The following is a 26,008-nucleotide window of genomic DNA, read 5'->3' on the forward strand; positions in this document are numbered from 1 at the left end:
GCCGTCGGGTGTTCAGCAGGCGGTGCCGTTGAGCTTCACGGCGCCCGGCGCCGCGGCCGTGCCGTTGGCCGTGAAGCCGACCGTCACCGAGGCGCCGGGCGCCAGCGACGACGCCCAGCTCGGCGCCGCCGCCGTGACCGTGGTGCCGGACTGGGTGACGGTGGCGTTCCAGCCGCTGGCCAGGGTCACCCCCGACGGCCAGGTCCAGGTGGCCGACCACGGGTTGACCGCGGCCGTGCCGGTGTTCTTCACGGTCAGCTCGCCCTGGAAGCCGCCCTGCCACGCGTTGACCTGCTTGTACGTGGCCGTGCAGCCCCCGGTCGGCGCCGGCGTGGTCGGGCTCGGCGACGTGTTCGGGGTGCCCGTCGGCGACGGGCTGGTGGTCCCCCCGCCCGGCGGGATCAGGTAGGGCTGGAGGATGTCCTGCTTGGCCTGGTTGATGGTGGTCCAGTCGTCGTTGGCGATGCCGCCCGTGTCACCCGAGTTGGGGTTCCACGACCAGTAGGTGAAGGACATGCCGTTCACCCCGGTCCCCGTGTAGGCCATGAGGTTCTGCAGCCACACCTTGTCCTTCGGGTCCTGGAGCGTGGTGCCGAACTCGCCCATCATGATCGGCGCGAGGTTCTGCTTGTAGAGGTAGCCCCAGTACTTGTCCCAGATGGCCGGCATGTTCGCCGGGTAGGTCGGGTCGTCGAACCAGGCCTGGTGGTAGACCGAGGTCGCGTACTCGTGCGGGGAGTAGACCAGCCGGTTGGCCACGTTCAGCCGCACCGGGAACTGCCCGGCCTTCGACAGGTTCCCGCCCCACCAGCCGCAGTCCTCGTCGTTGCTGGGGTCGTTGTCCCAGACGTTCGACAGGCCGCCGCTCGGGCAGCTCACCCCCTCCACGAAGATCAGCCAGTTCGGCTGCACCCCGAGGATCGCGTTGCCCGCCCGCTCGGCGGCCAGCCGCCAGTCCCGGGTGGTGTCGCCGCAGCCCCAGCAGGCGCCGGTGGCCGCCGGGTTGGTGCCCTCGGCGTGGGGCTCGTTGTGCAGGTCCGCACCGATCACCGTCGGGTTGTTCGCGTACCGCTGGGCGAGCATCTTCCAGTCGGCGATCCAGGTCGCCTCGGAGACCGTCGACGTGTACCAGAGCGGCGACTGCCCGGCCGAGGTGGGCCGGTGCCGGTCGAGGATGACCCGCATACCCTTGCTGCCCGCGTAGTCGATCACCTTGTCGAGGATCTGCAGGGGGGAGAGCCCGACCAGGTCCGGGTTCACGAAGTCGTTGATGCCGGTGGCCGTCGCGCCCGGCTTCAGCGCGTCGTTCGAGTAGGGGATGCGCAGCGTGTTGTAGCCCAGCCGGGCCATGGTGTCGAGCTGGCCGCGCCACGGGTTGCTCGACCACAGGCCGTGGAAGGTCTTGTTGTCGGTCTCCATGCCGAACCAGTTGATGCCGGTGAGCCGGACGGTGGCCCCCGTACTGTCGACGATCTTGTTGCCGCTGGTGTGCAGGTAGCCGGTGCCGGTGCCGGCGGTGGCCGCGGCGGCCGGTGTGGTGCTGAGGGCGGCGGCGACGAGGACGCCGGCCGCGGCGGTGGCGAGCGCCGCGAGGGCGCCGCCGAGGGCGGAGGGTCGGTGCATTGGCGAGCTCCACTTCGGATGCCCGCGCCGCGCGAGCGCCGCGGGCGGAAGGACCAGGGACGGCCCGCTCGTCATCGAGTACGCGGACAGCGCGCACCGGGCCGTGTCACGTAGACGGCCACTCGCGGAGGAAGGCACCGGCGAATCCCGACGGCGGATCGTGCCCGTCGTGCCCTCGCGCCGGTGCGGAACCTGGCTCTGCCGCCCATTTTGATCAGCTCAGGTCGATGCGTCAACAGGTGGCCCGGGGGCCGCGCCGAGCAGGCGCTTTCCGCTTCCCGGCCGGCGACGGACACGGAGGAGCCCCCGGTCCCGAGGCGGGACCGGGGGCTCCCGGTGAGGCTGAACTCAGCCGGCCTGCTCGGCCAGCTGGAGGAACTGCCGCTTCGAGGCGAGCGCCTGCTCGGCCTCCTTGATCCGGCGGGCGTCGCCGGCGGCCTGCGCCCGGGCCAGCCGCTCCTCGGCCTCGGCGACCTGGGACCGCATCTGGGCCAGCAGCGGGTTGTCCTCCTTGGAGGTGCGCCGCCACGCCGAGTCCATGACCTCGCGGACCTTGTCATCCACGGCGCGCAGCCGCCGCTCCAGGCCGGCGGCCGCCTCGCGGGGGACCCGGCCGGCCTCGTGCCACTGTGCCTGGATCTCCCGCAGCTTCGCCTGGGCGCCCTTCGGGTCGCCGTCGACGTCGAGCGCCTCGGCCTCGGCGAGCAGGGCCTGCTTGCGCTCCAGGTTGGCGCGCTGCTCGTTGTCCCGCGCCGAGAAGACCTCGCTGCGCCGGGTGAAGAACTCGTCCTGCGCCGCCCGGAACCGTTCCCAGAGCTTCTGCTCGGCCTCCTTGGAGGCGCGCGGCGCGGCCTTCCACTGGGCCATCAGGTCCTTGAGCTGGTTGGCGGTGGTGCCAAAGTCGGTCGACTCCTTGAGCTTCTCGGCCTCGGCGACCAGCTCCTCCTTGATCCCCTGCGCCTGCTTGCGCTGCTGGTCCAGGGAGGCGAAGTGGGCGCCCCGGCGGCGGGTGAAGCCGTCGCGGGCGGCGGCGAACCGCTTCCACAGCTCACCGTCGGCCTTCTTGTCGACCCCGCGGATGGTCTTCCACTCGTCGAGGATCTCCTTGAGCCGGTCGCCGGCCGTCTTCCAGCCGGTCGACTCGGCGGCCAGCTTCTCCGCCTCCTCGACCAGGGCGGTCTTGCGCGCCAGGGCCTCACCGCGGGCGGCGTCCCGGGCGGCCCGCGCCTCGCCCGCCTTCTCCTCGGCCACGGAGGCCAGCTTGTCGAGGCGGGCGGCCAGGGCGTCGATGTCGCCGACGACGTGCGCCTCGGCCAGCGAGGCGCGGATCCGCCGGATCGTGGTCAGCGAGTGGCCCGCGTCCGCGGCGCCCGAGTTGAGCCGGGCCTCGGTCAGATCCACCTCCGTCACCAGGTCGGCGAAGCGCCGGGCGAAGTGGGCGAGCCCTTCCTCCGGTGCCCCCGCCTGCCAGGATCCGACCACCCGCTCGCCCTCGGCGGTCTTGACGTAGACGGTGCCGTCCTCGTCCACCCGTCCGAAGGCAGTCCAGTCGCTCATGTGCCCATCCTCGTTCTCCCGGCGTCGTCGGGACACCTCCCGCGATCGCCGCCACGGCGCAGCAAAGTTCTCCCGGCATTGTCACAGGTCCGACCCGGTCCGTGTCGAGCGCCTGTCGTCGACCGTGACCATACGGTGTCGTAGCGCCTCGATGACCGGATCGGCGCGGGGACGCACCGGGGGATACGGATAGGTTGGTGCCGTGCCACTGGTCGCCGCCGCCGTCTGCCCCCACCCGCCCCTGATCGTGCCCGAGGTGGCCGGCGCCGCCGCGCCCGAGCTGGACGACCTCCGCGCCGCCGCCGACGCGGCCGTGGCCCGGCTGCTCGCCGCCGATCCCGAGGTGATCCTGCTGCTGGGCGCCGGTCCGGAGACGGAACGGTTCGGCGCCGCCGACCACGGGTCGCTGCGCCCGTTCGGGCTGGACCGGGACGTCCGGCTCTGGAAGGTCAACTGTGCGGGTGCCGACGTCCTGCCGCTCAGCCTGACCATCGGGGCCTGGCTGGTGAACCGGTCCGGGACCGAGCTGCCCCGCCTCGCCCGAGCGGTCGCCGCCGACGCCGCCCCGGCCGGCTGCGCCGCGCTCGGCGCCGAGCTGGTCGCCGAGGCGGACGGGCGGGTCGCGCTGCTGGTGCTCGGGGACGGGTCGGCCTGCCGGGGCGTCAAGGCGCCCGGCTACGACGACCCGCGCGCGCCCGCGTACGACGAGGGGGTTGCCGCGGCCCTGGCCGGCGCGGACGCCGAGGCCCTGCTCGGCCTGGACCCGGCGCTGTCGGCGGAGCTGAAGGCCGCCGGGCGGGCGCCGTGGCAGGTGCTGGCCGGCGCGGCCCGCGCCGCGGGCGGCGACTGGCGCGGCGACGTGAGCTACCACCGGGCCCCCTACGGCGTTGCCTACTTCGTGGCCAACTGGGAGCGGGTGTGAGCGCGAGGAGTGAGCTTGCGAGCCCCGCAGTCGCGAACGGAGAGCGGCCGTGACCGTCGTGGCCGTGGTCGGGCCGACCGCGGCGGGCAAGTCAGCGCTGAGCATCGCCCTGGCGCACGCCCTCGACGGCGAGGTGGTCAACGCCGACTCCATGCAGCTCTACCGGGGCCTGGACATCGGCACCGCCAAGCTGACCCCGGCCGAGCGGGAGGGCGTGCCGCACCACCTGCTCGACATCTGGCCGGTGACCGAGCCGGCCAGCGTCGCCGAATACCAGCGGCTGGCCCGCGCGGCCGTCGACGACATCCTGGCCCGGGGGCGGGTGCCGCTGCTGGTCGGGGGCTCCGGGCTCTACGTGCGGGCGGTGCTGGAGCAGTTCGAGTTCCCCGGCACCGACCCGGCGGTACGGGAGCGGCTGGAGGCCGAGCTGGCCGCCGTCGGCCCGGCGCCGCTGCACGCCCGGCTGGCCGAGGCCGACCCGGTGGCGGCGGCCGGCATCCTGCCGAGCAACGGCCGGCGCATCGTCCGGGCCCTGGAGGTCGTCGAGCTGACCGGAGCCCCGTTCACGGCGTCGCTGCCCGCGCCGACGCCGTACTACCCGTCGGTGCAGCTCGGCGTCGACCTGGACACCGCGCTGCTCGACGAGCGGATCGCGCGGCGGGTGGACCGGATGTGGGCCGACGGCCTGGTCGCCGAGACCCGGACCCTGGTCGGCCAGGGCCTGCCCGAGGGGCGGACGGCCAGCCGGGCGCTCGGCTACCAGCAGGTGCTGCGCTTCCTGGCGGGGGAGCTGACCGAGGCCCAGGCGTACGAGGAGACCGTGCGGGCCACCCGGCGGTTCGTCCGCCGGCAGCGTTCCTGGTTCCGCCGCGACCCGCGCATCCACTGGCTGGACTCGGCCTCGCCGGACTTTCTCGACACGGCGCTGCGGGTGGTCGCCGAGCATCGGGAATGATGGGGGCGTGGAGTTCACCAAGGGCCACGGCACCGGCAACGACTTCGTCATCCTGCCCGACCCGGACGGGGCGCTCGACCTGACACCCGGCCTGGTCGCCGCGCTCTGCGACCGGCGGCGCGGCCTGGGCGGCGACGGCGTGCTGCGCGTGGTCCGCGCCGCCAAGCACCCGGACGGCGCCGCGCTGGCCGGCGAGGCCGAGTGGTTCATGGACTACTGGAACTCCGACGGCTCGTTCGCCGAGATGTGCGGCAACGGGGCCCGGGTCTTCGTCCGCTACCTGCTGGAGACCGGCCTGGCCACCCCGTCCGGCCCGACCCTGCCGCTGGCCACCCGCGCGGGTCTGGTCCGCGCCCGGGTCGAGGGCGCCGACGTCGCCGTCGAGATGCGCCGCCCCCGGCTGTACGACACGGCCACCGCCACCGTGGGCGGGCTCACCCTGACCGGCGCCGCCGTCGACGTGGGCAACCCGCACCTGGTCTGCGCCCTGCCCGCCAGCCTCGACCTGGGCGTCCTGGACCTCACCCGGGCCCCCGACGTCGACCCGTCCGTCTTCCCGGCCGGGGTGAACGTCGAGTTCACGACCCCGGGCGAGCCGGTCGAGGGCAGCGACGGGCACGTGCTCATGCGGGTCTACGAGCGCGGCTCGGCCGAGACGCTCTCCTGCGGCACCGGCGCGTGCGCGGTGGCCGCCGTGGCCCTGCGCGACGCCGGCCGGGAGACCGGCACGACGACGGTGGACGTGCCCGGCGGCCGCCTCACGATCACGATCACCGACGACACCTGCTGGCTCGCCGGCCCCGCCGTCCTGGTGGCAACCGGCGAGATCAACCCGGAAACCCTCACGACGTAACCCGGCGGCGGGGTGCCCGCGGCTTTGGGATCATGGGGTTGGCGGGTTGGTTTGTCCTGGTTCGGGCCGGCCAACCTCATGATCGACGCGCCGTGGCGGCGCCCCGCCCGGGTCAGGGGGTGGCGCTGGCGTTGGCGGCGATCTCCGGGAGGTCGGCCGGGCCGGGGTCGGCGGCCGGCGCGGGGGTCGCGGCCGGGTTCTGGGCGGCGGCGCGGACGGCGGCGGCGACGGCCGGGGCGACCCGCGAGTCGAAGACGCTCGGCACGATCACCGTGGGGTTGATCTTGTCCTCGCCGACGACGTCCGCGATGGCCCGGGCCGCCGCGATCGCCATCTCCTCGGTGAACTCCTCGGCGTGCGCGTCGAGCATGCCGCGGAAGACACCCGGGAAGGCGAGCACGTTGTTGATCTGGTTCGGCTGGTCGGACCGGCCGGTCGCCACCACGGCGGCGTACTTGCGCGCCTCCCGCGGGTCCACCTCCGGGTCCGGGTTCGCCAGCGCGAAGACGATGGCGTCCTTGGCCATGCCGGCGATGTCCTCGCCGGTGAGCAGGTTCGGGGCGCTCACCCCGATGAACACGTCCGCGCCCCGGATCGCGCCGGGCAGGTCGCCGGCGTAGTTCTCCTTGTTGGTGTGCTCGGCCAGCCACCGCCAGGCCGGGTTCAGGTCGGGCAGGTCGCGGTGCAGGGCGCCCTGCCGGTCGTACGCGATGATGTCGCCCACGCCCTGCCGCAGCAGCAGCTTCATGATCGCGGTGCCCGCCGCGCCGGCGCCGGAGACCACGACCCGGACGTCCGCGAGCTGCTTGCCCACCACGCGCAGCGCGTTGGTCAGCGCCGCCAGCACGCAGATCGCGGTGCCGTGCTGGTCGTCGTGGAAGACCGGGATGTCCAGCGCCTCGCGCAGCCGGGCCTCGATCTCGAAGCAGCGCGGCGCGGCGATGTCCTCCAGGTTGATGCCCCCGTACGCGGGCGCGATCGCCTTGACGATCTGCACGATCTCGTCGGTGTCCTGGGTGTCCAGCACCACCGGCCAGGCGTCCACGCCGCCGAAGCGCTTGAACAGCGCCGCCTTGCCCTCCATGACCGGCAGCGAGGCGGCCGGCCCGAGGTTGCCGAGGCCGAGCACGGCGGAGCCGTCGCTGACCACGGCCACGGTGTTGCGCTTGATGGTGAGCCGGCGGGCGTCGGCCGGGTTCTCGGCGATCGCCTGGCAGACCCGGGCGACCCCCGGCGTGTACGCGCGGGACAGCTCGTCGCGGGTGCGCAGCGCGACCTTCGAGCTGACCTCGATCTTGCCGCCGAGGTGCAGCAGGAACGTCCGGTCGGAGACCTTGCGGACGTCCACCCCGTCGAGCGCGGTCAGTGCGTCGACCACCTGGTCGGCGTGGTTGGCGTCGGCGGTGTCGCAGGTGAGGTCGACGATCACGTGGGCCGGGTCGGAGTCGACCACGTCCAGCGCGGTGACGATGGCGCCGGCCTCGCCCGCCGCGGTGGTCAGCCGCCCGATGGAGGAGGCGTCCGCGGGTACCGCGATCCGGATCGTGATCGAGAATCCGGCACTCGGCAGTCGGGTGTTGGCCACGTAGAACTCCTCCGTCGGCGCTGAGCGGCTCGCCTGGCATTTCTACTCGCCCGCCCAGGTCGGCCGCCATCCGACCCCGCTACCGGTTAGTAGCGCCACGGGCATATAGCAGGTGCGTCGGGCGTTGCTACATGTCAGGATGCTCATGCACACCGGAAATGCCCCGGCAAACGACATAACGGACAGGAGTCGCGGTTTGCGAGACCAGGAGACCTTCCTTCCCTACGAGGACGACGAGCTCGACGCCACCACCGGCGAGTTCGAGCTGTCGGAGCGGCAGGCGCTGCGGCGGGTCCCCGGCCTCTCCACCGAGCTAAGCGACATCACCGAGGTCGAATACCGCCAGCTCCGGCTGGAGCGGGTCGTCCTCGTCGGCGTCTGGACTGAGGGGACCCAGGACGACGCCGACAACAGCCTCACCGAGCTGGCGGCGCTGGCCGAGACGGCCGGCTCGCAGGTGCTCGAGGGGCTGATCCAGCGGCGCAACCGGCCGGACCCGGCCACGTACATCGGTCGGGGCAAGGTCGACGACCTGAGCGCCGTGGTGCTCGCCACCGGCGCCGACACGGTCATCTGCGACGGTGAGCTGTCCCCGTCGCAGCTGCGCAACCTGGAGCAGCGCACCAAGGTCAAGGTGGTCGACCGCACCGCCCTGATCCTCGACATCTTCGCCCAGCACGCCAAGAGCCGTGAGGGCAAGGCGCAGGTCGAGCTGGCCCAGCTCGAATACCTGCTCCCGCGACTGCGCGGTTGGGGTGAGACCCTCTCCCGGCAGACCGGTGGTAGCGGCCGCGGCGGTGGCGCCGGCGGCGGCGTGGGCCTGCGCGGTCCCGGTGAGACCAAGCTGGAGACCGACCGGCGCCGGATCCGGCACCGGATCGCGCGGCTGCGCCGCGAGATCAAGAGCATGGCGACGGTACGCCAGACCAAGCGCGCCCGCCGCTCCCGCAACGCGGTGCCCGCGGTGGCCATCGCCGGCTACACCAACGCCGGCAAGTCCAGCCTGCTCAACCGCCTGACCGGGGCGGGCGTGCTGGTGGAGAACGCGCTGTTCGCCACCCTGGACCCGACCACCCGCCGGGCCACGGCCTCCGACGGCCGGCTCTACACCCTCTCCGACACGGTCGGGTTCGTCCGGCACCTGCCGCACCAGATCGTCGAGGCCTTCCGCTCGACGCTTGAGGAGGTCGGCGACGCCGACCTGGTGGTGCACGTGGTCGACGGCACCCACCCGGACCCGGAGGAGCAGGTCCGGGCGGTCCGCGAGGTGCTCGCCGAGGTGGGCGCCGACCGGCTGCCCGAGCTGCTGGTGGTCAACAAGGTCGACGCCACCGACGAGGAGACGCTGCTGCGGCTCAAGCGGCTCTGGCCGGAGGCGGTCCTCGCCTCCGCGCACAGCGGGCGCGGAGTGGACGAGCTGCGCGAGGCGATCGAGCAGCGCCTGCCGCGGCCGGCCGTCGAGGTCCGGGCCGTGCTCCCGTACGACCGGGGCGACCTGGTGGCCCGGGTGCACCGGCAGGGCGAGGTGCTCAGCACGGCGCACCTGCCCGAGGGCACGTTGCTGCACGTGCGGGTGGGCCAGGCGCTGGCCGCCGAGCTCGTGCCGTACCGGGCCGGTGACCGGCTCACCAGCGAGGAGCGGGTGGGCGCCGGGCGGTGAGCCGTCCGGCGTCACCCGCCGGAAACCTGGGTCGTGCGACACTTGGCGCCATGCGGCACGCAGTCTCCTCGGTCACGATCGCGCTGAGCCTCGTCGGCGCGGTCGTGGCGCCGGCCGGGCTCGCCCTGGCGGCTCCCGCCGCGGCCCCCGTGCTGGCCGCGGCTCCCAAGAAGAAGTGCACCATCGAGGACAAACGGCTCCGGGAACTGTCCGGCATCGTCGCCACCAGCACCGGCTATGTCGTGATCAACGACGGCAGCGACGACGAGAGCCGCAAGCGGATCTTCTTCCTCGACAGCAAGTGCGAGATCGCCAAGGACCCGGTCCGATACCCCGATCCCGGGCCCCGCGACACCGAGGACCTGGCCGTCGGGCCGGACCGGAAGAACCTCTGGATCGCCGACACCGGGGACAACTTCGACGCCAAGACCCGCCGGGAGCGGGTCGCCGTCTGGATCATGCCGCTGAGCGGGTCGAAGCAGCCGGTGCTGCACCGGTTGACCTACCCGGGCAACGAGCCGCACGATGCGGAGGCGCTCCTCGTCGGCGACGACAACCTCCCGCTGGTCATCACCAAGGACCTGTCCGGCAAGTCGGAGATCTTCACGCCCACGGCGGCGCTGAAGAGCACCGCGGACACCGAGCCGATCCCGATGAAGAAGGTCGGCGAGGTCACCCTCCCCAAGACCAACACGGAGAACAAGCTCGGCGCCCCCGGCCGGCTGCTGGTCACCGGTGCGGCCCGCTCGCCCGACGGCAGCAAGGTGGTGCTGCGCACCTACGGCGACGCCTTCGAGTTCGACGTGACCGGCGGCAACATCGTCGCCGCGCTCACCACCGGCAAGCCCCGGATCACCCCCCTGGCCGACCCGTTCGGCGAGGCCATCTCCTACACGCCCGACGGCAAGTCCTTCGTCACCGTGTCCGACGGCGGCCTCCTGGACGCCACGGACCCGATCGACATCCTCGGCTACACCCCGGCCACCACGGGGGCCGAGGCGCTGCCCAACGGCGGCAAGGACGTGACCAAGCCGGCCGCCGAGAAGTCCTGGATCGAGGGGCTCAGCCTCGACGAGATCACGTACCTCATCGCGGCGGTCGGCGTGCTCGGCGCGCTCCTGGTCGGCGCGGGCATCTTCGGCATCCTCAAGGCCCGCCGCAAGCCGGCGCCGCCGGAGGAGCCCACCGACGAGCATGACGACGGGTTCCCGGGCTACCCGCCGGCCCGGCCGGACGTCCCGCCGCGCGGCGGCGTCTACGGCGGCGGTGGCGGTCCGGGCGGGGTCTACGGTGGCACCCCGGCCAACGGCCGCCCCGCCGGCGGGGTCTACGGCGGCGGCCGTCCGCAGGGCGGCGGCCGCGGCGGCGCGGTCTACGGCGGCGGCCCGCAGCAGGGCGGTGGCCGCCCGCAGGGTGGCGGGGTCTACGGCGGTGGCGGAGCCCCGGGCGGCGGCTACGGCGGTGGCCGGCCGGCCGGCGGTGGCGGCTACGGGCCGGGGCGCGCCGAACCGCCGCGCCGGGAACCCGACCGCCGGGACGGTGGCTACGGCGACCGCGGCCAGCAGTACGGCCAGTTCTCCGGCGGTGGCCGGGAGTACCGGGGCGACCGCTACTGAGCGCAGGAGAAAGGGGGGTGACCGCCGGTCACCCCCCTTTTCCGTGGTCTCAGATGCGGCGGAGCACGGCGACGACGCGACCCATGATGGTGGCGTCGTCGCCCGGAATCGGGTCGAAGGCCGGGTTCTGCGGCATCAGCCAGACGTGCCCGTCGCGCCGCCGGTAGGTCTTCACGGTCGCCTCGCCGTCGAGCATGGCCGCCACGATGTCGCCGACCTCGGCCGTCGGCTGCTGCCGGACCACCACCCAGTCGCCGTCGCAGATCGCCGCGTCGAGCATCGAGTCACCCTTGACCTGGAGCATGAAGACCTCGCCCTCACCGACCAGCTCGCGGGGGAGCGGGAAGATGTCCTCCACGGCCTGCTCGGCGAGGATCGGGCCACCGGCGGCGATCCGGCCCAGCATGGGCACGTAGGCCGGGGCGGGACGCTGGGCGCGGGCGGCCTCGTCGTCGATGTCGCCGGGGGCCCGGACGTCCACGGCGCGGGGCCGGTTGGGGTCGCGGCGCAGGAAGCCCTTCTTCTCCAGCTCCTTGAGCTGGTAGGCGACGCTCGACGGGGAGACCAGGCCGACCGCCTCGCCGATCTCGCGCACGCTCGGCGGGTAGCCGTGGCGCTCGACCCAGGTGCGGATGAACTCCAGGATCCGGCGCTGCCGGGCCGTGAGGTCGACCGTCGACGGGTCGGGGAAGCTGCTGACCACCGGGGTGACCGTGCGCACGGCGGGCTGGGCCGCCCGGCTGCGCGCGGTGCGGGGCCGACGGGTCGCCGGCGGACCCGCCCCGTCGATCGGCTGCGGGTTCTTCTGCCGGCTGGCCCGGTCCTCGGTCACGTCCGTCCTCCCTGGTCGGCGCTGGGTGCCTCGTCGGCTCGTGGTGCGTGCTCACGTGGTGCTGTCGACCGGTCCGCCGCGATCCGCCGCGCCCGGTCGTTGTTGACCGTATAGGTGAGATCGGCCATTTTCAAACATCTGTACGACGTGTTGTCGGCGTGTCGCGGCAAAATCCTGGATTTCCGAACGCCTGTTCTGATAAATGGTACGTCGCTCTAGAACGAATGTTCTATCCCGGCGTCCCGTGACCCCGGCGGCCGGCGGCCGTTGGGCTCCTCGGTGCGCCGGGGACGGGGCGGGACGGGTGCGTGATTCTGGCGACTCGCCGGACACGCCGCTCAACTTGACCTCGCTAGTGCGACGGCATACGGTCGACCCCTAGATGTTGTGGTTACATGGGCGTAAGTCGCCTACAGGTTGGGTCCGGTTACCGACCGCACTCCCGTACCGTCGGCCCGGCGGCGGCCATCGAGAGATGGTGCCGCCGCGGTGACGCGTGCCCGGAGGCGGCCGGCGGGCCGCGGTCGATGAAGGAGGTCAGGCGATGCGGTGTCCGTACTGCCGGCATGCCGACTCCCGGGTGGTCGACTCGCGGGAGGCCGACGACGGCCAGCTCATCCGGCGGCGGCGGTCCTGCCCGGAGTGCGGCAAGCGGTTCACCACCGTCGAGGAGGCGGTGCTCGCGGTGGTCAAGCGCAGCGGGGTGACCGAGCCGTTCAGCCGCACCAAGATCATCGGCGGGGTGCGCAAGGCGTGCCAGGGCCGGCCGGTCGACGACGACTCCATCGCGCTGCTCGCGCAGAAGGTCGAGGAGACCGTCCGGGCCAAGGGGGCCGCCGAGATTCCCAGCCACGAGGTCGGGCTGGCCATCCTCGGGCCGCTGCGCGACCTCGACGAGGTGGCCTACCTGCGGTTCGCGAGCGTCTACCGCTCCTTCGACTCGCTCGCCGACTTCGAGCGCGAGATCGAGACGCTGCGGGCCGCCGCGCAGGCCCGCGAGGGTGCCGGGGCGGTCGGGGCCGCCGGCGCGACCAGTTGAGTTTCCACGGATTTCTGACAGTTGGACGACGCGCGGCGGGTGACCGCGCTGACGAGGGGGGCGAGGGCGTGACGACCAGCAAGTCACGGAACAAGGCCGGGGCAGGGCTGAAGATCGAGCGCGTCTGGACGACCGAGGGGGTGCATCCCTACGACGAGGTCACCTGGGAGCGCCGCGACGTCGTGATGACGAACTGGCGGGACGGTTCGATCAACTTCGAGCAGCGCGGGGTGGAGTTCCCCGAGTCCTGGTCGGTCAACGCGGCCAACATCGTGACCACCAAGTACTTCCGGGGCGCGGTGGGGACCCCGGAGCGGGAGTGGTCGCTGCGGCAGCTCATCGACCGGGTGGTCGACACCTACCGCACCGCGGGTGAGGAGTACGGCTACTTCGCCTCGCCGGCCGACGCCGAGGTGTTCGCGCACGAGCTGACCTGGATGCTGCTGCACCAGGTGTTCAGCTTCAACTCGCCGGTGTGGTTCAACGTCGGCACGCCGTCGCCGCAGCAGGTCAGCGCCTGCTTCATCCTGGCCGTCGACGACTCGATGGACTCGATCCTCGACTGGTACAAGGAGGAGGGGCGGATCTTCCAGGGCGGCTCGGGCGCCGGGGTCAACCTCTCCCGCATCCGTTCCTCGAAGGAGCTGCTCTCCTCCGGCGGCACCGCCTCCGGCCCGGTCAGCTTCATGCGCGGCGCGGACGCCTCCGCCGGCACCATCAAGTCCGGCGGCGCCACCCGGCGTGCGGCCAAGATGGTCATCCTCGACGTCGACCACCCGGACATCGAGGAGTTCGTGGCGACCAAGGCGCGCGAGGAGGACAAGATCCGCGCGCTGCGGGACGCCGGCTTCGACATGGACCTGGGCGGCGCGGACATCGTCAGCGTGCAGTACCAGAACGCCAACAACTCGGTGCGCGTCTCCGACGAGTTCATGACCGCGGTGGAGAACGGCGGCGGCTTCGACCTGCGCGGCCGGCTCGACGGCCAGGTGATCGAGACGATCGACGCCAAGAAGCTGTTCCGCACCATCTCCCAGGCGGCCTGGGAGTGCGCCGACCCCGGCCTCCAGTACGACGACACCATCAACGACTGGCACACCTGCCCGGAGACCGGGCGGATCACCGCGTCGAACCCGTGCTCGGAGTACCTGCACCTGGACAACTCCTCCTGCAACCTGGCCTCGCTGAACCTCATGAAGTTCATGCGTGCCGACGGTGGCTTCGAGGTGGAGAAGTTCGTCAAGTCGGTCGAGTTCGTCATCACCGCGATGGACATCTCGATCTGCTTCGCCGACTTCCCGACCGAGAAGATCGGCGAGACCACCCGCGCGTACCGGCAGCTCGGCATCGGCTACGCCAACCTCGGCGCGCTGCTGATGGCCTCCGGCCTGCCGTACGACTCGGAGCACGGCCGGGAGGTCGCCGCGGCGATCACCTCGCTGATGACCGGCACCGCCTACCGCCGCTCGGCCGAGCTGGCCGGCATCGTCGGCGCCTACGAGGGCTACGCCCGCAACGCCGAGGCGCACAAGCGGGTCATGCGCAAGCACGCCGCCGCCAACGACGCGATCAAGGCGACCGGCGCCGTGGCCACCGCCATCCAGCGCGAGGCCACCAAGCAGTGGACCCTCGGCAACAAGGTCGGTGACAAGTCCGGCTGGCGGAACTCGCAGGCCAGCGTGCTCGCCCCGACCGGCACCATCGGCCTCATGATGGACTGCGACACCACCGGTGTCGAGCCGGACCTGGCCCTGGTCAAGTTCAAGAAGCTGGTCGGCGGCGGCTCCATGCAGATCGTCAACCAGACCGTGCCGCGCGCCCTGCGCAGCCTCGGCTACCCCGAGGAGCAGGTCGAGGCGATCGTCGAGCACATCGCCGACCACGGCCACGTCGTGGACGCCCCCGGCCTGAAGCCGGAGCACTACCCGGTCTTCGACTGCGCCATGGGCGAGCGGTCCATCGCCCCGATGGGCCACGTCCGGATGATGGCGGCCGTCCAGCCGTTCATCTCGGGCGCCATCTCCAAGACGGTCAACATGCCCGAGCAGGCGACCGTCGAGGACGTCGAGAAGATCTACTTCGAGGGCTGGAAGCTCGGCCTCAAGGCGCTGGCGATCTACCGGGACAACTGCAAGGTGGGTCAGCCGCTGTCGGCCGCCAAGCCGAACAAGGCGGTCGAGCCGGTGGCCGAGCCCGCGAAGGTCGTGGAGAAGGTCGTCGAGTACCGGCCGGTCCGCAAGCGGCTGCCGAAGAAGCGCCCGTCGGAGACCATCTCGTTCTCGGTCGGCGGCGCGGAGGGCTACCTCACCGCCTCGTCGTACCCGGACGACGGCCTCGGCGAGGTCTTCCTCAAGATGTCGAAGCAGGGCTCGACCCTGGCCGGCGTGATGGACGCCTTCTCGGTGGCCATCTCCATCGGTCTCCAGTACGGCGTCCCGCTGGAGACGTACGTCAGCAAGTTCACCAACATGCGCTTCGAGCCGGCCGGCATGACCGACGACCCGGACGTGCGGATGGCGGCCTCGGTGATGGACTACATCTTCCGTCGCCTGGCCCTGGACTTCCTGCCGTACGAGCGCCGCGCGGAGCTGGGCATCTTCACGGCCAAGGAGCGGGCCGCCCAGCTCGCGGCCGAGGCGGAGGCGGAGGCGAGCGGTGCGGACCTCACCGCGATGGCCGCCTCCGCCCCGGTCGAAGCGCCCGAGCCGAAGACCGGCCCGGTGGCCCAGCCGGCCCGGGAGGTGGCCGAGGTGGCCGCCGCCAAGCCGGCGCCGTCGGTGGGCTCCAGCACCGAACTGCTGGAGGCCGTGATCGGCAAGGCCGCGGACGCGCCGCTCTGCTTCACCTGCGGCACGAAGATGCGGCCGGCCGGTAGCTGCTACGTCTGCGAGGGCTGCGGCTCCACCAGCGGCTGCAGCTGACGGACAACCGCTCGCGAGCGCGGCAGGGGTCTCCCTGCCGCGCTCGCGGCGTCTGAACGGGACGAAGCTCACGCCGCCGGGGCGGCTCCGTTCCGGCCTCCGGCTGGGATGCTCGGGCCATGAGCACCGCGGACCGCTACGCCACCTTCGCCGCCCGGGAGGCGCGCGGGGTGTCGCCCGCGTACGAGCGGCTGTCGGAGGCGGTCGCCCGCGACGACGAGCTGCTGGCCCGGATCGACTCCCTGCCGCCGGCCAGGCGCCAGCCGAACCTGCTCTTCGGCGTGGTGCGGCTGCTCGGCGGCCCGGTCGAGGATCCGGCCGCCTTCCGCCGGTACGCCCTCGCGAACTGGCCGGCCGTCGAGGCGGAGATGCGGGTCCGGGCCACCCAGACCAACGAGCCCGGCCGGTGTGCCGTACTCCTGCCGGTGCTGGCGTCGCTGCCCCAGCCGCTCGCCCTGCTGGAGGTCGGCGCCTCCGCGGGCCTGAACCTCTACCCCGACCGGTACGCCTACCGCTACGGTGACCACCCGCTCGGCGCGGGCGAGCCGGTCCTCGACTGCGCGATCAGCGGGACGACCCCACCGGTACGCCGGCCCGAGGTGGTGTGGCGGGCGGGCCTGGACCTCAACCCGCTCGACGTGCGCGAGCCGGCCGACGTGGCGTGGCTGGACGCGCTCATCTGGCCGGAACACGAGCACCGCCGCGAGCGGTTGCGGGCCGCGGCGGCCGTGGCCGCGGCGGAGCCACCGCTGCTGGTGCGGGGCGACCTGGTGGACGACCTGCCGGCGCTGGCCGCGCGGGTGCCGCGCGACGCGACCCTGGTGGTGTTCCACACCTCGGTGCTCTACCAGGTGCCGCCGCCCCGGCGGGAGGCGTTCGCCGGGGTCGTGCGCGGGCTGCCCGGCCACTGGATCGCCAACGAGGACCCGGACGTGCTGCGCTACCCCGCGCTGCCGGACCAACCGCCCGGCGGGTTCCACAACGTGCTGGCCCTCGACGGGAAGCCGCTGGCCTGGACCCGGGGCCACGGCCAGGCGATCACCTGGTTCGGGTAGGGCTGCGCATGGTGAGGCTGCCGGTCATCGATGACTTCGCCGGTGAGCTCGCGTCGCTCGGCTGGGTCACCGGCCTGCTGGTCGCGGGGTCGCTGGCGACCGGCGACCACCGGCCCGGCGTGAGCGATCTCGACCTGGTGGCGCTGACCGACGGGCCGGTCGACGCCGCGCGGGAGGCCGCACTCGTCGCCGTGCACCGCCGCCTTGACGCGGGCAGCGCCGCCGGGCTGCACCTGGGCTGCGTCTACGTCGACAGTGCCACCATCCCGGACGCCTTCCGGAAGCATCCGACGTGGACGCACGGGCAGCTCGTCCAGCGCATCCTGTCCGGCATCTCCCGGGCGGAGCTGGTCCGCCACGGGTACGCCGTCCTCGGGCGCCCGCCCGGCGAGGTGTTCCCGCCGGTGAGCGACGACGACGTGCGGGCCGCCGCCCGCGCCGAGCTCACCGGCTACTGGGCCTGGGCGGCCCGGCGTCCATGGCTGTGGCTGAATCCGGCCCTCGCCGACCTCGGCCTAACCTCGATGGCCCGCGGCCGGCACGCGCTGCGCCACGGCGACCTGCTCACCAAGACCGCGGCGGTCGAGGCGGCCGCCGCCCCGGCCTGGCTGATCGGTCAGCTCGCGGCCCGCCGCAGGGGCGAGCCGGTCACCTCGCCCCGGCTGCGCACGGCCCTGATCGCCTGGCGGGACGCCCGCCGCACGGTACGCCGAGCCCGCCGCGCGATCGTCGCCGCTGGTCGATCATGACGGTGCGGCGAGCACCGGCGTCGCGGCGAGCTGCCGTCCGGGGCGCTTGCGTCCCGGGCGCTGACGTCCGGGGCGCCGCGACGAGCCGACATCACGAACGACTCAACTCGACAGGCGCGTGCGGTGGGACCGGCAGGGCCGGCAGGCCCGTCAACCCGCCTCGCTGACCTCGGTGAGGCGGGCGGTGAGGAAGGCCCGTTCCGCCTCGTTGTCGACCAGATCGAGTGCGGCGCCGTAGGCGTCGGCGGCTTCGGCCGGCCGGTCGAGGCGGCGGAGCAGGTCGGCCCGGACCGCCGGCAGGTAGTGATAGCCGGCCAGGTGGGGGTCCGCGGCGAGAAGATCCACGTCCGCCAGGGCGGCCGCCGGGCCGTCCACCATCGACACCGCCACCGCCCGGTTCAGCGCCACCACCGGCGACGGCCAGCGTTTCAGCAGCTCGTCGTAGAGGCGGACGACCTGGGGCCAGTCGGTGGCCGCGTAATCGGGGGCGACCGCGTGCAGCGAGGCGATGGCGGCCTGGAGGGCGTACCGGCCCACCCGGCCGGTGCGGAACGCGCCGAGGACCAGCTGGTTGCCCTCGGCGATGGCGGCCCGGTCCCAGCGGGACCGGTCCTGCTCCTCCAGCACCAGCAGCCGCCCCGAGTCGTCGGTGCGGGTGGCGCGGCGGGCGTCGGTGAGCAGCAGCAGGGCGAGCAGCCCGCGTACCTCCGGCTCGTCCGGCATCAGGGCGAGCAGCATCCGGGTCAGGTGCACCGCCCGGTCGACCAGATCGGCGCGGACCAGACCGGCCCCGGTCGGCGCGGTGTGCCCGGTGGTGAAGAGCAGGTGGATCACCGTGAGCACGGCGTCGAGCCGTTCGGGCAGCTCGGCGGCCTCCGGCACCCGGTAGGGGATCCGGGCCGCGGCGATCTTCTTCTTGGCCCGGGTGACCCGGGCCGCCATGGTCGTCTCGGAAACCAGGAACGCGCGGGCGATGTCGCCGGTCGCGACCCCGCAGACCAGGCGCAGGGTCAGCGCCACCTGGGCCTCCCGGGCCAGCGCCGGGTGGCAGCAGGTGAAGACCAGCCGCAGCCGGTCGTCGGGGACCGCGTCGTCCCCGGCGGGCTCGTCGGTCGTCTCGGCCTCCGCCGGTTCGACGAGCAGGGGCATCTTCGTCCGGAAGACCTTCTCCCGCCGCAGCACGTCGAGCGCCTTGCGCTTCGCCGTGGCGGTCAGCCAGGCGCCCGGCTTGTCGGGTACGCCGTCGCGCGCCCACGCGGCCAGCGCGGCCAGGTAGGCGTCCTGTACGCACTCCTCGGCCACGTCGAGGTCGCCGGCGACGCGCGCCGTCGCGGCGAGCACGTAGGCCCACTCGCGACGGTGCGCGTCCGCCACGGCGCGTTCGGCGGCGACCGCAGCGGCGTCGCTCACTCGGCCGGTGGCTGGAACAGCGGCCGGACCTCGACGCCACCGTCGATGGTGGCGGGGTTCAACTTGGCGATCTTCAGGGCCACGTCCAGGTCGGGCGCCTCCAGGATGAAGAAGCCGGCGACGACCTCCTTGGCCTCGATGAACGGGCCGTCGGTGACCAGGTCGCCGCGGATCGCCGTGGCGGTGGTGCTCGGCTGGAGCGCGAACCCCGTGAGGATCTGCCCGCCCAGTTCGGTGACCTGGTCGCCGTAGCGCTCGAGCAGGGCCACGTAGTCGGGGGTCAGGTCCATCGGGTCGGCCGGCGCGGGCGAGTAGACGAGAACTGCGTACTGGGCCATCGGTATCTCCTCGGGTTGTCGTTTCCCTCTTCCGCCTCACCGACGGACGGGCGCGGCCGGATTCGACAGCGGACCGGAAAAAAGATCCTGCCTCTTTTCACGGCGTCGCGAAGTCCCGCATCCGGCGCAGCGGCGAGAACACCACGAACAGCGCGGCGCTCCACATGCCGAGCACGCAGACCAGCAGCGCCGGGCGCAGCCCGAGCCGGGTGCCCAGGGCGCCGCCGAGCAGGGCGCCGAGCGGGATCGCGCCGTAGCAGATCCACAGGAACGCCGCGTTGACCCGGCCGAGCAGCCCGGCCGGGGTGACCCGCTGCCGGTACGACATGGCCGCCACGTTGAACAGCACCGCGTTGGCCGCGAACGCCGCCGTGCCGACGGCGTAGAGCAGGGCGCCCCAGCCGGGCCGGGCCAGCGGCATCAGCAGGTAGAGGGGGCCGGGCACGGCCATCGACACCCAGATGGTCCGGGCGCCGCCGAGCAGCGCCGTGACCCGCCCGGCCAGCACCCCGGCCAGCAGCCCGCCCACCGACCCCAGGCTGAACAGGAGGCCGATGGTGGCCGGGCTGGCGTGCAGCACGCGCAGCAGGTAGGGCACCTCGATGGACCGGGTGGCCATGACGAAGAAGTTCGAGGTGGCGGTGCAGGCGAGCACCAGGGCCAGGATCCGCTGCCGGCGGATGAACCCGAGCCCCTCGGTGAGCGCGGCCCGGACCGGCACCCGGCCGCCGGCGCGCGGCGCCGGGCGGTGCCGCATCAGCAGCAGCGTGACGGCGCTGGCCAGGAAGCTGGCGGCGTCGGCCACGAAGGTGCGGGCCGCGCCGAGCAGGCCGACGAGCACCCCGCCGGCGCTCGGGCCGGCCAGAGCGGCCAGGTTCTCGCTCACCTCCAGGCGCGCGTTGGCCGAGGTCAGGTCGCCGGGCGGGACGAGGGCGGGCAGCAGGCTCCGGTACGCCACGGTGAACGCGACGGTCAGCACACCGGAGAGCCCGACCACCACGTACAGGAAGGGCAGGGTGAGGTGGCCGGCCAGGGCGACCACCGGCACCGACAGCAGCAGCGCCGCCCGGCCCAGGTCGCACGCGAGCATCAGCCGCCGCTGGTCGACCCGGTCGGCCAGCATCCCGGCCGGCAGCGAGAACACCAGGTACGGCGACCAGGCCAGCACGGTGAGCAGGGAGACCTGGAAGACGGTGGCGTCCAGCACGTCGGCGGCCAGCAGCGGCACGGCCACCCCGGAGACCCGGGTGCCCACCTCGCTGACCGTCTGGCCGCTCCACAGCAGCAGGAAGTTCCGGCCCCGCCACAGCGAGGTGCGGGTTCCGGTGGTCGGGGGCGTCAGTTGCCGGGTCACCGTTCGGGCCTGTCGTCGGGGTCGTGCGACCCGGCACCGTAACCCGCCGGACCGCCGCCGGGCGCGCCATTTCGGCCGGGGCCGGCCGGCGACTAGGGTCGACCTTCATGATCGAACCGAACTGGCTCACCGAGACGCGCGCCGCCTACGACACGGTGGCCGTGGACTACGCACGGTTGATCCCCGACGTGCTGGAAGGCCCGCTCGACCGGGGGATGCTGGCCGCGTTCGCGGAACTGGTGGGGCCCGGCCGGCCGGTGCTGGAGGCGGGCTGCGGGACCGGCCGGATCACCGCCCACCTGCGCGGTCTCGGGCTCGACATCTCCGGGGTCGACCTCTCCCCGGGCATGCTCGAGGTGGCCCGCCGGAACTATCCGGAGCTGCGCTTCGAGGTCGGCTCGATGACCGCGCTGGACATCCCCGACGCGACGCTGGCCGGCCTCGTGGCCTGGTACTCGATCATCCACCTGCCGCCGGACCTGTTGCCCGGGGTGTTCGCCGAGTTCCACCGGGTGCTCGCTCCGGGCGGCGCCGTGCTGATCGGCGTCAAGGCCGGCGACGAGCGGATCCGGCTGGAGCAGGCGTACGGCCACACCGTCTCGTACGACGTGTACTGGCTGCCGCCGGACCGGCTCGCCGAGCAGCTCACGGCGGCCGGGCTGGCCGTGCACGCCACGCTGGTCCGCGAGGCGGAGGAACTCGACCGGGGGCCGCAGGCGTTCCTGCTCGCCCGGAAGGCCGCCCGGTGACCGTCGCGCTGTTCACCCTCGGCGGCACGATCGCCATGGCCGGCACCGGCGCGCAGGGAGTGGTCAGCCGGCTCACCGGCGCCGACCTCACGGCCGCCGTACCCGGGCTCGCCGACATCCCGCTCGACGTGCGGGACGTCGAGGCGGTGCCCAGCGCCGCCCTGGCGTACCGGCAGATCCTCGACCTGGTGGACGCGGCCGGCGCGGCGGTCGCCGACGGCGCGACCGGCGTGGTGGTGACCCAGGGCACCGACACCCTGGAGGAGACCGCGTTCCTGGCCGATCTGCTCTGGCCGCACCCGGAGCCGCTCGTCTTCACGGGCGCCATGCGGAACCCCACCCTGGCCGGCCCGGACGGCCCGGCCAATCTTCTCGCCGCCGCCCGGATCGCCGCCGCGCCCGCCGCGCGGGACCTCGGGGCGCTGGTCGCGTTCAACGACGAGATCCACGCCGCCCGCTTCGCCCGCAAGACCCACAGCACGAGCACCGCCACCTTCGCCTCGCCGAACGCCGGCCCGCTCGGGCACGTCATCGAGGGCGCCGTACGCCTGCTCACCCGGCCGCCCCGGCACGCCCCGCTGCCGCCGGTGGACCGCGACCGGCTGGCCGCGACCCGGGTGGCGCTGCACACGGTCACCCTCGACGACGACCCGGCGCTGCTCGACGCGCTCACCCCGGGCCTGCACGGCCTCGTGGTGGCCGGGTTCGGGGTCGGCCACGTGCCGCCGGATTTCGCCCCGGCGCTCGGCGCGCTGGCCGCGCGGATGCCGGTGGTGCTCGCCTCCCGGACCGGAGCGGGATCGGTGCTGCGGAACACCTACGGCGCGGTGGGCTCGGAGACCGACCTGCGGCGGCGCGGCCTGGTCGGCGGTGGGCTGCTCGACCCGTACAAGGCGAAGGTGCTGCTCCGGCTGCTGCTGGCCGGGGGCGCGGACCGGGCGGCGGTCGCCGAGGCCTTCGCCCGGCACGGGTGAACCGGCGCCCGCGGCGGGCTCCGTAGACTCGCGCGGTGACCGGAGAGCGACGACCGCTGGCGGACCGGCCGTTGACGGAGCCGCACCCGTCGCGGCTGTCGCCCGACCACCCGGACCGGGCGCGGATCCTGGCCGCGCACGCCGCCGCGCTGGCCGCCGGGGAGGCCGGCTACCTGGATCCGGCCACCGGGCTGTTCGTGCTCAGCGCCGGTTTCCTGGCCCGCCGCGGCACCTGCTGCGGGCGAGGGTGCCGGCACTGTCCGTACGTGGACGATTGAGGACTTCCGTCGCAGCGGGGCAGCCCGTACGGTTTCCGACGGACATCCGGCGGGCGGCACCCGCCGACGACTGCGGAGGTCTCCACGTGCGCGCCCGGACCTGGCTGGCTGCTTCGGCCGTACTGCTGACCGCCGGCTGCGCCAAGGAGGCTCCGCCGGTGGCGGTCCCGGCGGCGGAGCCGAAGGCGGTCGAGGTGTCCGCCGCCTCGTCCGGCGGGGCGTGCCGGCTGCTCGACTTCGCGGTGATCGCCAAGCACACCGGCGGCAGGTTCGACGTGGCCGCCGCCATGGACAAGGGCGACACCCACACCTGCGTCGTCCGGGCCGAGCGGGCCGTGCTGCCGGAGTTGACCCTCACGGTGACCGACACGTCGATCGACACGTCCAGCTTCGCCATCGACGTGCTGCCCCGGGGCGCGAAGAAGGTCACCAAGCTCGGAAAGACCGCCTACCGGCACACGCTGCCGAAGACGGCGACCAACGGCCCGGCGGCGGAGGTGGGCTGGCTCGCCGGTGAGGGGCGGCTGGCCACGCTGCGCTGGACCAGCCCGCGCGGCACCAGCACGGCCGACGCCGACAAGGTGGCCGGCAAGCTGGTCAGCCTCGCCAAGGTGATCGACACCCGGCAGCTCTGAGCGCCGGGCCGGGCGGTCAGTGGGCCGCGACGAACACGCGGGAGGCCACCTCGCGGGGCAGCCGGACCCGGTCGCCGGAGCGGTCGATGGAGACCCCGTCACGTTCCTGGGCCACGGTCACCGTGGCGCCCGGGTCGACGCCCGCCGCGTGCAGCTGCCGGAGCACGTCGGCGTCGGTCTGCACGCTCTCGCAGATCCGCCGCACCACGACCGGCCCCGAGAGGCCCGGGAACGCCAGGTTGCGCTCACCCTCGGCGGTCTCGGTCTCGCGCAGGCCCGCCTCGCCCAGCTCCTCGAGGCCCGGGATCGGGTTGCCGTAGGGGGAGCGGGTCGGGCGGTTGAGCAGGTCGTAGACCCGCTTCTCGACCGCGTCGCTCATCACGTGCTCCCACCGGCAGGCCTCCTCGTGGGCCTCCTCGTAGGGCATCCCGATCACGTTGACCAGCAGCAGCTCGGCCAGCCGGTGCTTGCGCATGACCGACACCGCCGTGCTGCGGCCCAGCGCGGTGAGCATCAGGTGGCGGTCGCCCTCGACGGTGAGCAGGCCGTCGCGCTCCATCCGGGCGACGGTCTGGCTGACGGTGGGGCCGCTCTGCTTCAGCCGCTCCGCGATCCGCGCACGCAGCGGCGGCACCCCCTCCTCTTCCAGCTCGAGGATGGTGCGCAGGTACATCTCGGTCGTGTCGACCAGGTCATGCTTCACGTCAGCGGCCCTCCGGCGTTCGATGCTACCCCGGACCACCGACGATCCACCGATGCCGAACCGGGAGGTCGCTGCCCGGATGGTGTTGACTGGACCGCATGTCCGGAACCGAAGACCTGCTGGTCGAGCCCGACCGGCTCGCCGCCGAGCTCGACCACGCCGACCCGCCGACCCTGCTCGACGTCCGCTGGCGGCTCGCCGGACCGCCCGGCCGGGAGGACTACCTGGCCGGTCACCTGCCCGGCGCCGTCTTCGTCGACCTGGACACCGAGCTCTGCGGTCGGCCGGGCGCCGCCGGCCGGCACCCGCTGCCCGACCCCGCCGCGCTCCAGGCCGCGCTGCGGGCCGCCGGCGTCCGGGCGGGCCACCCCGTCGTCGTGTACGACGGCGGCGACGGCATGTCGGCCGCCCGCGCCTGGTGGACCCTGCGCTGGGCCGGCCACCGGGCCGTCCGGGTGCTGCACGGCGGCTTCCCGGCCTGGGTCGCGGCCGGTGGACCCGTCTCCACCGAGGCGCCGGCGCCCACGCCGGGGGACGTCACGGTCACCCCGGGCGAGCTGCCGGTGCTGGACGCGGGGGAGGCCGCCGGGCTGGCCGCCGCCGATGCCGGGGTGCTGCTCGACGTGCGGGCCGCCCCGCGCTACCGGGGCGAGACCGAGCCGATCGACCCGGTGGCCGGGCACGTCCCGGGCGCGGTCAACCTGCCCGCGCCGGAGTACGTCACCGAGGGGCGCTTCCCCGCCGCCGAGGCGCTGCGCGAGCGGTTCGCCGCCGCCGGGGTGGCGCAGGGCGCGCCGGTCGGCGCGTACTGCGGCTCGGGGGTGACCGCCGCCCAGGCGGTCCTGGCGCTGCACCTGGCCGGTCGCCCGGACGCCGCCCTGTACGTCGGCTCGTGGAGCAACTGGGTGGCCGATCCGGACCGTCCGGTCGCCACCGGGGAGACTTCCGGCCGCTGAGCCCGCGCGCGCCGCGAGCCCGCCCGGGCCACGTGCGACGATGGCCCCATGGCCGACGACACGGTGGTGGTGTGGGACGAGGCCCTGCTCGGGTACGACATGGGCGACCATCCCCTCGACCCCGTGCGGGTCGAGTTGACCATGGCGCTCGCCCGCGAGCTGGGGGTGCTGGACCGGCCCGGCGTCCGGCTCGTGAAGCCGGAGCCGGCCGACGACGCGCTGCTGACCCGGGTGCACGACCCGCGGTACCTGGAGGCCGTCCGGGCCGCGCCCCGGGACCCGCTCTTCGCCGGCTTCGGCCTCGGCACCTCCGACAACCCGGTCTTCGACGGCATGCACGAGTCGAGCGCGCTGATCGCGGGGGCGAGTGTGGCGGCCGCCGAGGCGGTCTGGCGCGGTGAGGCCCGGCGGGCGGTCAACGTGGCCGGCGGGCTGCACCACGCCATGCCGGCGCGGGCCTCCGGCTTCTGCGTCTACAACGACCCGGCGGTGGCCATCGCCCGCCTGCTGGACCTGGGCGCGGAGCGGATCGCGTACGTGGACGTGGACGTGCACCACGGCGACGGGGTGCAGGAGATCTTCTACCGGGACCCGCGGGTGCTCACGGTCAGCCTGCACGAGACCCCCCTCGCGCTCTTCCCCGGTACCGGGTTCCCCGACGAGACCGGCGGCCCGGGCGCGGAGGGCTCGGCCGTCAACGTGCCGCTGCCGCCGGGGGTGGGCGACCCGGGCTGGCAGCGCGCGTTCCACGCGGTCGTGCCGTCGGTGCTGCGGTCGTTCCGGCCGCAGGTGCTGGTCACCCAGTGCGGGGCGGACGGGCACCGGCTCGACCCCCTGGCCGACCTGCACCTGTCCGTCGACGGGCAGCGGGCCACCTACCGGGCGCTGCGCGCGCTCGCCGACGAGCTCTGCGACGGCCGCTGGGTGGCCCTCGGCGGCGGCGGGTACGCGCTGGTCGAGGTGGTGCCGCGGGCCTGGACGCACCTGCTCGCGGTGGCCACCGGTGAGCCGCTCGACCCGGCCACGCTCACCCCGCCGGGCTGGCGGGACCTGGCGGCGCGGCGGCGCCCCGGGCACGAGATCCCGCTGCGGATGACCGACGACGTCGACCCGTCGTACGAGCCGTGGCAGCCGAGTGGCGAGCCGACCGCCGTGGACCGGGCCGTCGCGGCGACCCGCAAGGCGGCCTTCCCGCTGCTCGGGCTCGACCCGCACGACCCGCGCGACTGATCCGGCGGTGGGGG

At 73.8% G+C, this 26,008-nt stretch carries 23 protein-coding genes; 15 read left to right on the plus strand and 8 right to left on the minus strand.

Annotated elements, in window-relative coordinates; translation table 11 throughout:
* Window positions 1–12 precede the first annotated feature (12 nt).
* On the minus strand, window positions 13–1,623 hold the full coding sequence (locus tag GCE86_RS01915) for a cellulase family glycosylhydrolase (protein ID WP_154225303.1): 1,611 nt from the start codon (window positions 1,621–1,623) through the stop codon (window positions 13–15).
* 348 nt (window positions 1,624–1,971) lie between these two features.
* Window positions 1,972–3,180: a DUF349 domain-containing protein gene (locus GCE86_RS01920; RefSeq protein ID WP_154225304.1), complete on the minus strand. Its 1,209-nt coding sequence runs from the start codon at window positions 3,178–3,180 to the stop codon at window positions 1,972–1,974.
* 202 nt (window positions 3,181–3,382) lie between these two features.
* Here GCE86_RS01920 and GCE86_RS01925 point away from each other — a divergent pair, with 202 nt between their 5' ends.
* Genes GCE86_RS01925 through dapF form a run of 3 tightly spaced genes read left to right on the plus strand, consistent with a single transcriptional unit; the run spans window position 3,383 to window position 5,910 of the window.
* Window positions 3,383–4,102, plus strand: a complete 720-nt coding sequence (locus GCE86_RS01925) for a class III extradiol ring-cleavage dioxygenase family protein (RefSeq protein ID WP_154225305.1) — start codon at window positions 3,383–3,385, stop codon at window positions 4,100–4,102.
* Window positions 4,103–4,151: 49 nt separating this feature from the next.
* On the plus strand, window positions 4,152–5,057 hold the full coding sequence (miaA, locus tag GCE86_RS01930) for a tRNA (adenosine(37)-N6)-dimethylallyltransferase MiaA (protein WP_154225306.1): 906 nt from the start codon (window positions 4,152–4,154) through the stop codon (window positions 5,055–5,057).
* A 7-nt stretch (window positions 5,058–5,064) separates the two neighbouring features.
* Window positions 5,065–5,910, plus strand: a complete 846-nt coding sequence (gene dapF, locus GCE86_RS01935; RefSeq protein WP_154225307.1) for a diaminopimelate epimerase — start codon at window positions 5,065–5,067, stop codon at window positions 5,908–5,910.
* A gap of 112 nt (window positions 5,911–6,022) precedes the next feature.
* Here dapF and GCE86_RS01940 read toward each other — a convergent pair whose 3' ends face one another.
* Entirely contained in the window at window positions 6,023–7,495 is a 1,473-nt protein-coding gene (locus GCE86_RS01940; RefSeq protein ID WP_154225308.1) for an NAD-dependent malic enzyme, read from the minus strand.
* 196 nt (window positions 7,496–7,691) lie between these two features.
* On the opposite strand from GCE86_RS01940, the gene hflX reads away from it, so the two are divergent.
* Together hflX and GCE86_RS01950 are read left to right on the plus strand one after the other, a co-directional pair.
* Entirely contained in the window at window positions 7,692–9,155 is a 1,464-nt protein-coding gene (gene hflX, locus GCE86_RS01945) for a GTPase HflX (protein WP_154225309.1), read from the plus strand.
* Between the two features lie 50 nt (window positions 9,156–9,205).
* Window positions 9,206–10,771 carry a hypothetical protein gene (locus GCE86_RS01950; protein WP_154225310.1) on the plus strand — a complete coding sequence of 522 codons (1,566 nt, stop codon included), beginning with the start codon at window positions 9,206–9,208 and terminating at the stop codon, window positions 10,769–10,771.
* Between the two features lie 49 nt (window positions 10,772–10,820).
* On the opposite strand, the gene lexA is transcribed toward GCE86_RS01950, so the two are convergent.
* Window positions 10,821–11,603 carry a transcriptional repressor LexA gene (gene lexA / locus GCE86_RS01955; protein WP_154225311.1) on the minus strand — a complete coding sequence of 261 codons (783 nt, stop codon included), beginning with the start codon at window positions 11,601–11,603 and terminating at the stop codon, window positions 10,821–10,823.
* A gap of 544 nt (window positions 11,604–12,147) precedes the next feature.
* Here lexA and nrdR point away from each other — a divergent pair.
* From nrdR to GCE86_RS01975, 4 genes are all read left to right on the plus strand, one after another.
* Window positions 12,148–12,642: a transcriptional regulator NrdR gene (gene nrdR / locus GCE86_RS01960; RefSeq protein WP_091269402.1), complete on the plus strand. Its 495-nt coding sequence runs from the start codon at window positions 12,148–12,150 to the stop codon at window positions 12,640–12,642.
* Window positions 12,643–12,710: 68 nt separating this feature from the next.
* Complete coding sequence (locus GCE86_RS01965; RefSeq protein WP_244317145.1) at window positions 12,711–15,563, plus strand: vitamin B12-dependent ribonucleotide reductase; 2,853 nt, start codon at window positions 12,711–12,713, stop codon at window positions 15,561–15,563.
* 119 nt (window positions 15,564–15,682) lie between these two features.
* Window positions 15,683–16,618 (plus strand): DUF2332 domain-containing protein, encoded by a 936-nt coding sequence (locus GCE86_RS01970; protein ID WP_154225312.1) that lies wholly within the window; start codon window positions 15,683–15,685, stop codon window positions 16,616–16,618.
* An 8-nt stretch (window positions 16,619–16,626) separates the two neighbouring features.
* Window positions 16,627–17,367, plus strand: a complete 741-nt coding sequence (locus GCE86_RS01975) for a nucleotidyltransferase domain-containing protein (RefSeq protein ID WP_154225313.1) — start codon at window positions 16,627–16,629, stop codon at window positions 17,365–17,367.
* A 150-nt stretch (window positions 17,368–17,517) separates the two neighbouring features.
* Here GCE86_RS01975 and GCE86_RS01980 read toward each other — a convergent pair whose 3' ends face one another.
* From GCE86_RS01980 to GCE86_RS01990, 3 genes are all read right to left on the minus strand, one after another.
* Window positions 17,518–18,708 carry an RNA polymerase sigma factor gene (locus GCE86_RS01980; protein WP_154230291.1) on the minus strand — a complete coding sequence of 397 codons (1,191 nt, stop codon included), beginning with the start codon at window positions 18,706–18,708 and terminating at the stop codon, window positions 17,518–17,520.
* A gap of 65 nt (window positions 18,709–18,773) precedes the next feature.
* The gene (locus GCE86_RS01985; RefSeq protein WP_154225314.1) at window positions 18,774–19,115 is read right to left on the minus strand and encodes a YciI family protein; all 342 of its coding nucleotides are present in this window, start codon (window positions 19,113–19,115) and stop codon (window positions 18,774–18,776) included.
* A gap of 97 nt (window positions 19,116–19,212) precedes the next feature.
* The gene (locus tag GCE86_RS01990) at window positions 19,213–20,469 is read right to left on the minus strand and encodes an MFS transporter (RefSeq protein ID WP_154225315.1); all 1,257 of its coding nucleotides are present in this window, start codon (window positions 20,467–20,469) and stop codon (window positions 19,213–19,215) included.
* A gap of 107 nt (window positions 20,470–20,576) precedes the next feature.
* On the opposite strand from GCE86_RS01990, the gene GCE86_RS01995 reads away from it, so the two are divergent.
* The 4 genes from GCE86_RS01995 (at window position 20,577) to GCE86_RS02010 (ending at window position 23,105) form a co-directional block, all read left to right on the plus strand.
* The gene (locus GCE86_RS01995; protein ID WP_154225316.1) at window positions 20,577–21,218 is read left to right on the plus strand and encodes a class I SAM-dependent DNA methyltransferase; all 642 of its coding nucleotides are present in this window, start codon (window positions 20,577–20,579) and stop codon (window positions 21,216–21,218) included.
* Window positions 21,219–21,253: 35 nt separating this feature from the next.
* Entirely contained in the window at window positions 21,254–22,192 is a 939-nt protein-coding gene (locus GCE86_RS02000) for an asparaginase (protein ID WP_204342332.1), read from the plus strand.
* Between the two features lie 35 nt (window positions 22,193–22,227).
* Complete coding sequence (locus GCE86_RS02005) at window positions 22,228–22,470, plus strand: DUF5522 domain-containing protein (protein ID WP_091269395.1); 243 nt, start codon at window positions 22,228–22,230, stop codon at window positions 22,468–22,470.
* An 86-nt stretch (window positions 22,471–22,556) separates the two neighbouring features.
* Complete coding sequence (locus tag GCE86_RS02010) at window positions 22,557–23,105, plus strand: hypothetical protein (RefSeq protein WP_154225318.1); 549 nt, start codon at window positions 22,557–22,559, stop codon at window positions 23,103–23,105.
* Window positions 23,106–23,121: 16 nt separating this feature from the next.
* Here the strand turns inward: GCE86_RS02010 and GCE86_RS02015 are convergent, their stop codons facing one another.
* Window positions 23,122–23,778, minus strand: a complete 657-nt coding sequence (locus tag GCE86_RS02015) for an iron-dependent transcriptional repressor DtxR (protein ID WP_239542818.1) — start codon at window positions 23,776–23,778, stop codon at window positions 23,122–23,124.
* 128 nt (window positions 23,779–23,906) lie between these two features.
* Here GCE86_RS02015 and GCE86_RS02020 point away from each other — a divergent pair, with 128 nt between their 5' ends.
* Together GCE86_RS02020 and GCE86_RS02025 are read left to right on the plus strand one after the other, a co-directional pair.
* Window positions 23,907–24,764 (plus strand): sulfurtransferase, encoded by an 858-nt coding sequence (locus tag GCE86_RS02020; protein WP_154225320.1) that lies wholly within the window; start codon window positions 23,907–23,909, stop codon window positions 24,762–24,764.
* A gap of 48 nt (window positions 24,765–24,812) precedes the next feature.
* Window positions 24,813–25,994, plus strand: a complete 1,182-nt coding sequence (locus GCE86_RS02025; RefSeq protein WP_154225321.1) for an acetoin utilization protein AcuC — start codon at window positions 24,813–24,815, stop codon at window positions 25,992–25,994.
* Window positions 25,995–26,008: the final 14 nt, after the last annotated feature.

The sequence above is a fragment of the Micromonospora terminaliae genome (assembly GCF_009671205.1).
Classification (GTDB): domain Bacteria; phylum Actinomycetota; class Actinomycetes; order Mycobacteriales; family Micromonosporaceae; genus Micromonospora; species Micromonospora terminaliae.

What these genes read in the sequence shown, in the direction of transcription:
- GCE86_RS01915 (WP_154225303.1), bottom strand. Translation starts at nt 1,623, where the DNA reads ATGCACCGACCCTCCGCCCTCGGCGGCGCCCTCGCGGCGCTCGCCACC.
- GCE86_RS01920 (WP_154225304.1), bottom strand. Translation starts at nt 3,180, where the DNA reads ATGAGCGACTGGACTGCCTTCGGACGGGTGGACGAGGACGGCACCGTC.
- GCE86_RS01950 (WP_154225310.1), top strand. Translation starts at nt 9,206, where the DNA reads ATGCGGCACGCAGTCTCCTCGGTCACGATCGCGCTGAGCCTCGTCGGC.
- nrdR (WP_091269402.1), top strand. Translation starts at nt 12,148, where the DNA reads ATGCGGTGTCCGTACTGCCGGCATGCCGACTCCCGGGTGGTCGACTCG.
- GCE86_RS01970 (WP_154225312.1), top strand. Translation starts at nt 15,683, where the DNA reads ATGAGCACCGCGGACCGCTACGCCACCTTCGCCGCCCGGGAGGCGCGC.
- GCE86_RS01975 (WP_154225313.1), top strand. Translation starts at nt 16,627, where the DNA reads ATGGTGAGGCTGCCGGTCATCGATGACTTCGCCGGTGAGCTCGCGTCG.
- GCE86_RS01985 (WP_154225314.1), bottom strand. Translation starts at nt 19,115, where the DNA reads ATGGCCCAGTACGCAGTTCTCGTCTACTCGCCCGCGCCGGCCGACCCG.
- GCE86_RS01995 (WP_154225316.1), top strand. Translation starts at nt 20,577, where the DNA reads ATGATCGAACCGAACTGGCTCACCGAGACGCGCGCCGCCTACGACACG.
- GCE86_RS02000 (WP_204342332.1), top strand. Translation starts at nt 21,254, where the DNA reads ATGGCCGGCACCGGCGCGCAGGGAGTGGTCAGCCGGCTCACCGGCGCC.
- GCE86_RS02015 (WP_239542818.1), bottom strand. Translation starts at nt 23,778, where the DNA reads ATGTACCTGCGCACCATCCTCGAGCTGGAAGAGGAGGGGGTGCCGCCG.
- GCE86_RS02020 (WP_154225320.1), top strand. Translation starts at nt 23,907, where the DNA reads ATGTCCGGAACCGAAGACCTGCTGGTCGAGCCCGACCGGCTCGCCGCC.
- GCE86_RS02025 (WP_154225321.1), top strand. Translation starts at nt 24,813, where the DNA reads ATGGCCGACGACACGGTGGTGGTGTGGGACGAGGCCCTGCTCGGGTAC.